This is a genomic window from Salinimicrobium oceani (assembly GCF_012037645.1).
This window is the reverse complement of sequence record NZ_JAAVJR010000654.1, coordinates 1-444: the sequence shown is the minus strand read 5'-3', so window position 1 is coordinate 444 and position 444 is coordinate 1. Positions and strand designations below refer to the sequence as shown.

The window sequence follows — 444 nt, the reverse complement described above, 5'->3', positions numbered from 1 at the left end:
CATTCACACTTTCTTCGTTTTCGAGATATCTGGGTGCTATAGGGTTTACCCTATGGATAATTTTGTCAAAAGAGATAATACGAAAAGGAATATCTGGATTTTTAAAAAGTGGGTACGCCATTTCGGTTAGCTCAAAATCCTTATAGTCGTGAATAACCCCACAGAAATTATGTTCCTGAAAATGTTTTAAAAAACCATAAACCACGCTTTCGGTTTTTCCACTTCCGGCAGACCCAATAATGGAAGCACCGCGCCTGATGTTTTCAATTTTAAAGCTTTTCTTATCTGTTTTGAAGGTTACACGATATTTTTCAGATGTATTTTGTTTTAGATCCGTTTTATGCAGAAAAACGTAAAATACGGTATTAGTCAGAAATAGAGGGCAACCCAAATAAAGTATTGCTTTTATCGTATTATGCGGATAATACAGATAAGCTATCAATC

General features: G+C 34.9%; 1 pseudogene. It reads right to left on the bottom strand.

The annotated features are described in order from the left end of the window. Positions 1 to 444, bottom strand: a pseudogene (locus HC175_RS23960) (type IV secretory system conjugative DNA transfer family protein); the annotation flags it as partial.